The 10,727-nt window shown below is 67.0% G+C and carries 7 protein-coding genes; 3 read left to right on the top strand and 4 right to left on the bottom strand.

Annotated features, from left to right (window positions below):
* The first annotated feature begins 556 nt into the window (after positions 1 to 556).
* The 3 genes from CA237_RS18705 (at position 557) to CA237_RS18695 (ending at position 4,471) form a co-directional block, all read left to right on the top strand.
* The gene (locus tag CA237_RS18705) at positions 557 to 1,411 is read left to right on the top strand and encodes a manganese catalase family protein (protein ID WP_066689878.1); all 855 of its coding nucleotides are present in this window, start codon (positions 557 to 559) and stop codon (positions 1,409 to 1,411) included.
* 54 nt (positions 1,412 to 1,465) lie between these two features.
* Positions 1,466 to 2,320 carry an MBL fold metallo-hydrolase gene (locus CA237_RS18700; protein WP_126015213.1) on the top strand — a complete coding sequence of 285 codons (855 nt, stop codon included), beginning with the start codon at positions 1,466 to 1,468 and terminating at the stop codon, positions 2,318 to 2,320.
* A 147-nt stretch (positions 2,321 to 2,467) separates the two neighbouring features.
* The gene (locus CA237_RS18695) at positions 2,468 to 4,471 is read left to right on the top strand and encodes a S9 family peptidase (RefSeq protein ID WP_066689876.1); all 2,004 of its coding nucleotides are present in this window, start codon (positions 2,468 to 2,470) and stop codon (positions 4,469 to 4,471) included.
* 265 nt (positions 4,472 to 4,736) lie between these two features.
* Here CA237_RS18695 and cobA read toward each other — a convergent pair whose 3' ends face one another.
* The 4 genes from cobA to nirB all read right to left on the bottom strand — a co-directional run bounded on the left by cobA (position 4,737) and on the right by nirB (position 10,600).
* The gene (cobA, locus tag CA237_RS18690) at positions 4,737 to 5,519 is read right to left on the bottom strand and encodes a uroporphyrinogen-III C-methyltransferase (protein WP_066689875.1); all 783 of its coding nucleotides are present in this window, start codon (positions 5,517 to 5,519) and stop codon (positions 4,737 to 4,739) included.
* Positions 5,509 to 8,097 carry a nitrate reductase gene (locus CA237_RS18685; protein WP_126015211.1) on the bottom strand — a complete coding sequence of 863 codons (2,589 nt, stop codon included), beginning with the start codon at positions 8,095 to 8,097 and terminating at the stop codon, positions 5,509 to 5,511. Before CA237_RS18685 ends, cobA begins: the two co-directional genes overlap by 11 nt.
* Before the next feature lie 113 nt (positions 8,098 to 8,210).
* The gene (gene nirD, locus CA237_RS18680) at positions 8,211 to 8,549 is read right to left on the bottom strand and encodes a nitrite reductase small subunit NirD (protein WP_066689873.1); all 339 of its coding nucleotides are present in this window, start codon (positions 8,547 to 8,549) and stop codon (positions 8,211 to 8,213) included.
* Complete coding sequence (gene nirB / locus CA237_RS18675) at positions 8,546 to 10,600, bottom strand: nitrite reductase large subunit NirB (protein WP_241215557.1); 2,055 nt, start codon at positions 10,598 to 10,600, stop codon at positions 8,546 to 8,548. The genes nirD and nirB overlap by 4 nt, the downstream gene beginning before the upstream one ends.
* Positions 10,601 to 10,727 lie beyond the last annotated feature (127 nt).

Genomic DNA, 10,727 nt, shown 5'->3' with positions numbered 1-10,727 from the left:
TTGATGTTCCAAATATGCCAGGTGGAATAACCCAACACACTCAGCTCACTTCAAGGAGCCGGCTCTGCACATTACAATCTTGGTGGTTGTAACGAGACATACGAGCCAGCTTAAACTTTAAACGATCCAAAACCACCTTGAATGGCCCAGACCGCAAGCCGCCGCCCACATGTCCCTTCATCTACATCAACAATATCAAAGAACTAGACAACAATACCGGCGTCGCTTCCTAGCCTGCCTTTCGGAAGGTTTGGGGCGTCGCCTCAGGTCGCTGTCTGCCTCGGTGACCGTGTCGGCCACCGCTGCGGTGAGCTCCATCTAGGTGGGTGAAACTTTGCTGTCAACAAACTTTCTCAAAAAAGTTCCATCGCTGTGCGAAGAGGCAGGTTTGCGGCGCCGCCGACGGCGCCTCACCCAGCGCCGTCCATCCGCCCCCGCGCCCGGCAAGATCCGCCGGACCCCCCGCTTCGTAACCTGCATCAGGTAAATATTACAACAACTTAGTCAGCCGCCAGGTGTTCTCCACCCCAGACGTTGCACGAACGTGGAGAGCATCATGTACTATCACGACAAGCGCCTGCAGTACCCGGTCACCGTCGACAAGCCCAACCCGGCATTCGCGCGGATGCTGCAACAGGCCATCGGCGGGGTCGAGGGCGAGATTCGCGTCTGCATGCAGTATTTCTTCCAGGCATGGGGCAACCGCGCGCCCACCACCACCTATCGCGACATGCTGCTCCACACCGCGACCGAGGAGATCGGCCATATCGAGATGCTGGCCACCGCGGTTGCCATGAACCTCGAAACCGCACCGGCGTCGGTGCAGGAGGAAGGTGCCGCGGACTCGATCGTCGGCGCGGTCATGGGCGGCGGCAGCGCCAAGGCGTCGATCGAGGGCATGATCCACAAGAACCTGTTGACGGGCGGCCTGGCGGCAATGCCGATCGATTCCGACGGCGTGCCTTTCAACATGAGCCACATCTATGCCAGCGGGAACGTCGCCGCCGACATGTACTGCAACGTCGCGGCGGAAAGCACCGGGCGGGTGCTGGCGGTCCGGCTGTTCAACGCGACCGACGACGACGGCATGAAGAAGATGCTGCACTACATGATCGCGCGCGACACCATGCACCAGCAGCAATGGCTGGCCGTGCTGGAGGAACTGGGCGGCGCCTCGGCCAACCTGCCCGTCCCCAACTCTTTCCCGCAGGACATGGAGGATCAGGCGAACAACTATAACTTCTACGCGACCTCGGTCGACGGCACGTACCCCGAAGGGCGCTGGACCGCCGGCCCGACGATGGACGGCCGCGACGAATTCACCGTGTTCCAGAACAAGCCGCTCGGCCAGGAACCGGTGCTGGGTCCCGCGCGCCCTGACAGCGGCGCACAGGACCAGCAGATCGGCTGACGCGACCGGCGGGGATGCCTCACCATCCCCGCCCCTTTGCCAAGGACCGCGTCCATGCGAATCCATCACCTGAACTGCGGCAGCGACTGCCCCCTGGGCGGGGCGCTGTTCGACGGGCGCAGCCACGGGCTGCTCGGCCATCTCGTCTGCCATTGCCTGTTGATCGAAACCGACGCGCACGGGCTGGTACTGGTCGATACCGGCTATGGCCTGCGCGACGTCGCCCATGCCCATGCCCGCCCCGATCCGCGCATCACCCTGCCATGGCGGATGCTGCTCAACATCCGCCTGCGCGAGGAAGAAACCGCCATTCGCCAGATCGAGGCGCTCGGCTTTCGCGCACAGGACGTGCGGCACATCGTGCTGACCCATCTCGATTTCGATCACGCCGGCGGGCTGGAGGATTTCCCGCACGCGACCGTCCACGTCATGCAGCGTGAATATGACGACGCGACCAGACCCAAGACCGGCATCGTCGCGCGCAATCGCTGGCGCACGCGCCAGTTCGACGACGTCCGTCATTGGCGCGGCTATGGTGCGCCGGGCGAGCCGTGGTTCGGTTTCGACGCGGTCCGCGATCTCGACGGGTTACCGTCCGACATCCTCCTCGTCCCCTTACCCGGGCATAGCTGGGGCCATGCCGGGGTGGCCGTACGCGGCGATGACGGCCGGTGGCTGCTCCACGCCGGCGACGCCTATTTCTACCGGGGCGAGATGCGTCGGGCGCGCCGCCGCTGCACCCCCGGGCTGCGCGCCTATCAGCGCTTGATGCAGGCCGATGCCGATCGCCGCATGGCGAACCAGGAGCGCCTGCGCGCCCTGTCCGTCGACCAACGGGGCGACTTCAGCATCGTGTGTGCCCATGATCCGGTCGAGCTGGAGCACTGTCAGGCCGGAACGCCGCTCTGATCCTGCGCTGGGTCGTGACGGGGCAGGCCACACCGACGGCCCGACCCCGCGGGTAACCGGCCGTCCGTTTCGATAACGATATCCCCTTGCCGCCCCGGAAAGGGTGTGGTGTACTGGCAATACACTACATAACGGGGGGACAAGGCCATGCGTACGTCAATTCTGCTGGGATCGTTGAGCGGGGCGGCACTGCTGTCGATCGCGGGCGCGGCCTATGCCGCCCCGACGGGCGACGTGCCGCTGATCGAGCGTACCAAGCTCTTCGGCAACCCCACGCGCACCAACGGCCGGCTGTCGCCCGATGGCAAATGGCTCGCCTTCATCGCGCCGCAGGGGGGCGTGCAGAACATCTGGGTCGCGCCGGTCGACCGCCCGAACGAAGCCCGCGCCCTGACCGCCGAGACGAAGCGCCCGATCCGATCCTATTTCTGGTCGCCGGATTCGCGGCAGATCCTGTTCGTGAACGACAAGGGCGGCGACGAGAATTTCCTGCTCTACGGCGTCGACCTGACGACCGGCCGGCAACGGGCGCTGACTCCGTTCGAAAAGACGACCGTGCAGGTCATCGGCATGTCCGACACGATCAAGGACCGTATCCTCCTCGGCGTCAACAATCGCGACCCGCGCTGGCACGACGTACAGGAACTGAACCTGGCCACCGGCAAGTTGACGCCGGTGCTTCAGAATGACGGCTATGCCGGCTTCATCACCGACGACCAGCTGCGCGTGCGCATCGCCGTAAAGCCGCGCGCCGACAGCGGCATGGACTATTACCGGGTGACCGACAACAAGGTGGAGGCGACCCCCTTCACCCGCGTCGATTATGAAGATGCCTCGACGACCATCCCCTATGGTTTCACCACCGATGGCAAGACGCTCTATTGGGGCGACGCCCGCGGCCGCGATACCGTCGCGCTGCTGGCGCAGGACATGGCGACCGGGAAGTTCACCACCATCGGCGCGAGCGACCGGGCCGACGTCGGCGCCGGGCTGACCAATCCGAAGACCGGCGTCGTGGAGGCGTATTCCGTCAACTTCCACCGCAATGAATATGTCCCGGTCGGCGAAGCGGTGAAGGCGGACCTCGCCTTCCTGAAGGCGCAGAACAAGGGCGAATTCTATATCGGCACCCGCACCGATGCCGACGACAAATGGCTCGTCACCTTCGATCCGGTCAGCGCGCCGTCGTCCACCTGGCTCTACGACCGTCGCGCCCGCAAACTGACCGCGCTCTACACCCCGCGTCCCGAACTGGTCGGCGCACCGCTGGTCGGCATGGAACCGGTCGACATTCCGACCCGCGACGGGCTGTCGATGGTCAGCTATCTGACCCGGCCCAAAGGCGCGACCGGCGCCACGCCGATGGTGCTGCTCGTCCATGGCGGACCCTGGGGCCGCGACAGCTATGGCTATAACGGCTATCACCAATGGCTCGCCAATCGCGGCTATGCGGTGCTGTCGGTCAACTTCCGTGCCTCGACCGGGTTCGGGAAGAAATTCGTGCAGGCCGGCGACCGGCAATGGGGCCGCAAGATGCACGACGACCTGATCGACGCCGTCGACTGGGCGGTGAAGCGCGGTGTCACGACCAGCGACAAGGTCGCGATCATGGGCGGTTCCTATGGCGGCTATGCGACGCTCGCCGGGCTGACGATGACGCCCGACAAGTTCGCCTGCGGCGTCGATATCGTCGGCCCGTCGAACCTGTTCACCCTGCTCAAGACCATTCCGCCCTATTGGGAGGCGGGCAAGCAGCAGATGTACCGCCGCATGGGCGATCCGACCACGCCGGAGGGTCAGGCGCTGCTGAAGGAACGCAGCCCGCTGACCTATGCCGATGCGATCAAGCGGCCGCTGCTGATCGGACAGGGCGCCAACGATCCCCGCGTCAACGTGGCCGAAAGCGACCAGATCGTCGCCGCGATGCAGGCGAAGAAGATTCCGGTCACCTATGTCGTCTTTCCCGACGAAGGCCATGGCTTCGCCCGCCCGGCGAACAACATCGCCTTCAACGCGGTGGCGGAGAATTTCCTCGCCAAATGCCTCGGCGGCCGCGCCGAACCGATCGGCGGCGCGCTGGCCGCCTCGACCGCGCAGGTGAAGGCCGGCAGTGTAGAGGGCGCGGTAGCGCCGGGCGCCAAGGGCAACTGACCTGCGCAGCACCGCCATGCCCTTCGGCATGGCGGTGCCCCCTTCCCGCCAAACGTCACCCCGGGCTTGACCCGGGGTCCCGCTTTTCCAGCGAAATGCTCCGCGAGCAACGGATCCTCCCCGGCACGGGGAAGGGGACCATGCGCAGCATGGTGGAGGGGGCGTCCGCATACGGCACCGTTGCTTTGCGCAATGAATCCCCTCCACCATCGCCTCCGGCGACGGTCCCCCTCCCCGTACCGGGGAGGATACTTGCTAGCCCGCTCTATCCGACGACCGAAAGTGCCGTCCCCCGCGCGACCCTCGACGGCGCGCCCCCCGCCACCGCCTCCCCCACGATCAACACCGCCGGATCACTCGCACTGATCGCCTCGACCAGAAACGCCAGCGCCGACAGCCGCCCGCGAATGATCCGTTCATCCGGCAACGACGCATTGACCACCACCAGCACCGGCGTCTCCGCCGCGCGCCCGGCCGCGATCAGTTGCTGCGCCACCGTCGCCGCCGCCGCCCGCCCCATATAGATCGCCAGCGTCGCATCGGGTGCGGCCAGCACGTCCCAGTCGAGATCGATCGGCTGTCCCGCCTGCGCATGCGCCGTGACCAGCGTCAGCCGCCGCGCGATCCCGCGCAGCGTCAGGCTGGTGCCCGCCGACGCCACCGCCGCGCTCGCCGCCGTAATCCCCGGACAGATGCGGACCGCGACGCCGGCGGCGTTGCAGGCGGCAACCTCCTCCGCCGTCCGGCCGAAGATCGCCGGATCGCCGCCCTTCAACCGCACGATCCGCTTGCCCGACAGCGCGGCGGCGACGATCAGCGCATCGATCGTTCCCTGATCCTTCGAATGCCGCCCGGACCGCTTGCCGACGCTGACCCGCTCGGCACCCGGCGCGATCAGGTCGAGCACGCCCGGCCCGACCAATGCGTCGTAGAACACGACCTCGGCCGCGCCGATCAGCCGCGCCGCCTTGCGCGTCAACAGGTCGGGATCGCCCGGCCCCGCCCCCACCAGCCACACCGACCCGGCGGGAAAATCGTCATGCGGCATGGGTCTTCTCCTCGGTAAGCAGGCGGGCGAGTGCCGGGCGACACGATCCACAATTGGTCCCGGCGCCGATCGCCGCGCCGATCGCGGCGACATCGGCCAGCCGTTGATCCCGGATCGCCGCGACGATGGTCCGCATGCCGATATCGAAACAGGAACAGATGATCGGCCCACGATCGACCGCCGCGCCCGGCGCACGTCCGGCCAGCACCGTCGGCGCGGCCTGCGCCTCGCTCAGTTGCCCGATCAGCCAGTCGCGGCTCGGCAGCTCCCCGCGCTCGGTCACGAACAGCGCGGCGACCAGCCGCCCTTCGGCCAGCACCGCGATCCGCCGCGTGCCCCGCGCCCGGTCGACCGCCTCGATCCGCTCGCCGGCCGGCAGGCACGCCTCCAGCCGCGCGGCATCGCCATTGCCGGCCAGCTCCCACAGGCTCCCCGCCGGCACCGCCACCCGCGTCGCCCACAGGCAGTCGGGACGGCGCACCGGCTCGCCCGCGACGATCAGGAAGCCGCGCCATTCGGTGGCAACCGCGCCGATGTTGGCGGGGGTCGACTTGAACCCCGGCTGGCCGGAAACCGGATCGGTCAACGGCCGCGGCAGCAACCCCGTGCGCCCGCCGCTCGACGTCCGGTCGGTCCAATGGATCGGGGTGAACAGCTCGCCCGGCCGCTGGCTGTCGGTGACCTGCACCCGGTACAGGCTCTCCCCCTGCGGCGTCGCCAACCGCGCCAGGCCGCCATCGACCAGTTCCAGCCGGCGGGCGTCGTCCGGATGCACCTCGACCAGCGGCTCCTCGCGATGCCGTGCCAACTTCGGCGCCAATCCGGTCCGCGTCATCGTATGCCACTGATCCCGGTACCGCCCGGTGTTCAGCGTCAGCGGCCAGTCCCTGAGCGGCTCCGAAATCGCCTTCTGCGTAACCTTCACCAACTTCGCCCGCCCGTCCCCGGTCGGGAAGCGCCCATCCGCAAACGGCTTGCCCCCCCACCGGAACGGCGTCATCGCATCATACTCGGCATTGCCGCCCGCACCGTGCCCGGCCAGCGAAAACAGCCGCTTACCGTCATTGCGATAGGTCGACAGCCGGACATGCTCGCGCCAGATCTCCGCCGGCCGGTCGTAGGCGAAGGCGGTCTTCCACCCCATGCGCCGGGCGACTTCCTTGATGATCCACCAGTCGGGCTTCGCTTCGCCCGGCAGCGGGAACAGCGCCCGCTGGCGACTGACCGTCCGGTCGCTGTTGGTGACCGTCCCGTCCTTCTCCCCCCACGCCGCCGCCGGCAGCCGGACATGGGCAAAGGCCGACGTATCGGTGTCGGCGATCACGTCGCTCACCACCACGAACGGACACCCCGCCAGCGCTTCGCGCACCCGCCCCGCATCGGGCATCGACACGGCGGGGTTGGTCGCCATCACCCACAACGCCTTGATCCGGCCATGGCCCAGCTCGCGGAACAGGTCGACCGCCTTCAGCCCCGGCTTGGTCGCCATGGTCGGCGACGCCCAGAAGCGTTGGACGAGCGCCCGGTTTTCCTCGGCAAAATCCATGTGCGCCGCCAGCGTCGAGGCGAGCCCGCCGACCTCGCGCCCACCCATTGCATTGGGCTGCCCCGTGATCGAAAAGGGCTGCGCGCCGGGCTTGCCGATACGCCCGGTCGCGAGGTGGACGTTGATGATCGCGTTCACCTGGTCGGTGCCGGTCAGCGACTGGTTCACCCCCTGGCTGAACATGGTCACGGTCCGCGGAGTCGCCGCGAACCATTCGTAGAAGCGGCGCAGATCGGCGGCAGGCACATCGCAGGCCCGGGCAACCGACCACAGGTCGCTGCCCTCACCCACCTGCTCCCAAAAGCCGTCGGGCGTCATCACATGCCGGTCGAGGAAATCGGTATCGAGCGCCCCCGCCTCGCGACACCACGCCAGCAGCCCATTCATCAACGCCACATCGCTGCCCGGCCGGATGGCGAGGTCCAGGTCGGCCTGCTCGGCGGTCTCGGTGCGGCGCGGATCGATCACGACCAGCCTGGCGCCCGCATCGCAGCGCGCCCGGATCCGTTGATAGACGATCGGATGGCACCATGCGGTGTTCGACCCGATGAGCACGATCAGGTCGGCGACGTCGAGATCGTCATAGGATGCCGGAACGACATCCTCGCCGAATGCCCGCATGTGCCCGGCCACCGCGCTCGACATGCACAGCCGCGAATTGGTGTCGATATGCGCCGACCCGATGAACCCCTTCATCAGCTTGTTGGCGACGTAATAATCCTCGGTCAGCAGCTGGCCCGAGACATAGAAGGCGACGCTGCCCGGCCCATGCCGCTCGATCGTCTCGCGGAACCGGCGCGCGACCTGATCGAGCGCCTTGTCCCAACTCGCCCGCCGCTTACCGATCATCGGATGGAGCAACCGCCCCTCCAGCCCGACCGTCTCGCCCAGGTGCGTGCCCTTGGAACAAAGCTTCCCGCGATTGGCCGGGTGGTCCAGATCGCCCTCGATCCGCACGCTGCGCTCACCGGTGACGGTCGCGCGAATGCCGCAGCCGACGCCGCAATAGGCGCAGGTGGTGCGTACAGTCATCTAGCCCTCTCCCAGAAGGGGAGAGGGTTGGGAGAGGGGCGTTCCCGCAAGCGCTTGCCTCGGTGAGACACCCGCCCCCCTCCCCTTCCGGGTGAGGGCTTTTCCAATCCCGCTCACGCCGCCGCCTGCAACGTGGAAGCCCGACAGATCAGCACCCGTCCACCGCTCACCTTGACCGGCACGGTCGGCGTACACCCGCGATCCTCGCCCAGCGCTTCGCCGGTCGTCAGTGAAATCCTCCAGTTATGCAGCGGGCACGCCACCGCGCCGCCATGGACGATCCCCTGCGACAGCTTGCCATGCTTGTGCGGGCAACGGTCGCGCAGCGCGAACACCTTGCCCTCGCCGGTGCGGAACACCGCGATATCGTCGCCGCCATCAACCTGCACCGTGCGGCTGCCGCGCAGGGGGATTTCCTCGACCCAGCCGATATCGAGCCACTCGCCGATCATGCCATCTCTCCCACGGGCTGAAAGCGCGCCATCGGCGTATGGATTTCGCGCTCCTCGCCCGCGACGCGCGCCGCCCACGGATCGTCCTGCGAGAATTGCTGCGAATGGACGAATCGCCGCGCCAGTTCGGCCCGCGCATCCGCATCGGGCAGCAGCCGCGACTGGATGTAGGTCAGCCCGACCCGCTCGATCCAAGGTGCGGTCCGCTCAAGATAGCGTGCCTCCTCGCGATAGAGCTGGATGAAGGCAGCGCACATCTCCATCGCCTCCGCCTCGGTCGCGACCTTGCAGAGCAGGTCAGTGGCACGGACCTTGATCCCGCCATTGCCGCCGACATGCAGCTCATAGCCGCTGTCGACACACACGATGCCGAAATCCTTGATCGTCGCCTCGGCGCAATTGCGGGGGCAGCCCGACACGGCGATCTTGAACTTGTGCGGCATCCACGACCCCCAGGTCGCGCGCTCGATCTTGACGCCCAAGCCAGTCGAATCCTGCGTGCCGAAGCGGCACCATTCGCTGCCGACACAGGTCTTCACCGTGCGCAGCGACTTGCCATAGGCATGGCCGCTGACCATCCCGGCGGCGTTCAGATCGGCCCAGACGGCAGGCAGGTCCTCCTTCTTGATCCCGAAGATGTCGAGCCGCTGGCCGCCGGTGACCTTCACCATCGGCGCGTTGAACTTCTCGACCACATCGGCGATCGCGCGCAGTTCGGTCGGGTTGGTCAGGCCACCCCACATGCGCGGCACGACCGAATAGGTCCCGTCCTTCTGGATGTTGGCGTGCATCCGCTCGTTGACGAAGCGGCTCTGCTGATCGTCCTTATACTCGCCCGGCAGCGCGCAAAGCAGATAATAGTTGAGCGCCGGACGGCACGACGAACAGCCGTCGGGCGTCGACCAGTGCAGCTTCTGCATCACCTCGGGGATCGAGCGCATGTCCTGCGCGACGATCTCCCGACGCACGTCGTCATGGCCGAAGCTGGTGCATTTGCACATGGTCTTCGGCCCTGCCTCGACCTCGCCGCCCAGCCTGAGCGCCAGCAGGCTCTCGACGATACCGGTGCACGACCCGCAACTCGCCGACGCCTTGCACCCCGATCGCACCGCGTCGAGGCTGTGCGCGCCGCCATCGATGCACGCGAAGACCTTGCCCTTGGACACGCCGTTGCAGCCGCAGATTTCCGCATCGTCGGAAAGCGCCGCAACGGCCGCCTTAGGGTCCGCCTGCCCCCCTCCCGAGGCGAAGGCCTGACCGAAGATCAGGGCGTCGCGGATATCGGCAACGCTCTCGCCCTTCTTGAGCAAGTCGAAATACCAGTTGCCATCGGCGGTATCGCCATAGAGCACCGCACCGACGATCCGGTCGTCCCTGACCACCACCCGCTTGTAGATGCCGCGCGAGGCGTCGCGCAGCACGATGTCCTCCGCGCCGTCGCCGCCCGAAAAATCACCTGCGGAGAACACATCCAGCCCGGCTACCTTGAGCTTGGTCGAGGTGGCAGCAGGCTTGTAGCCGCTGGGTGCCTCGACCAGCCCGTCGGCCAGCGCGCGACACATGTCCCACAGCGGCGCAACGAGGCCATAGACCTGTCCGTCATGCTCGACACATTCGCCGACCGCCAGAACGTTAGGATCGCTCGTCACCATATGGTCGTCGACCTTGATCCCGCGCCCGACGTCCAGCCCCGTCTCGCGCGCCAGTGCGACCGAGGGGCGGATACCGACCGCCATCACCACCAGATCGGCGGGGATGACCGTCCCGTCCTTCAGGTGCACCGCCTCGACCCTGCCGTCGCCAACGATTGCGGCGGTGTCGGCCCCCGTCAGGATCGTCTGCCCGCGCGCCTCCAGCGCGGTCTTCAGCAACCAGCCGGCGGCTTCGTCCAGTTGCCGCTCCATCAGCGTCGGCATGATGTGCAGCACGGTCACCTTCATGCCGCGCAAGCTGAGCCCGTGTGCAGCCTCCAGCCCAAGCAGCCCACCGCCGATCACCACCGCGCTGCCGCCCCGGTCGGCCGCCGCCAGCATATGCTCGACATCCTTCATTTGGAAAACCCCACGCTGTACCGGCTGATGTTCACACCGCCGCCACGGCTCGGAGTCAGCGATGATCCATGGTCGGGCGAAGCTGGAAGACAGATACTAAAGAGCTTCGCCCGGACATCGACAAGGA

Source organism: Sphingomonas sp. ABOLH, from assembly GCF_003951715.1.
In the GTDB taxonomy this organism is placed as follows: Bacteria; Pseudomonadota; Alphaproteobacteria; order Sphingomonadales; family Sphingomonadaceae; genus Sphingomonas; species Sphingomonas hankookensis_A.
The sequence above is the reverse complement of the archived record's forward strand: the minus strand, read 5'-3'. Positions and strand labels throughout refer to the sequence as shown.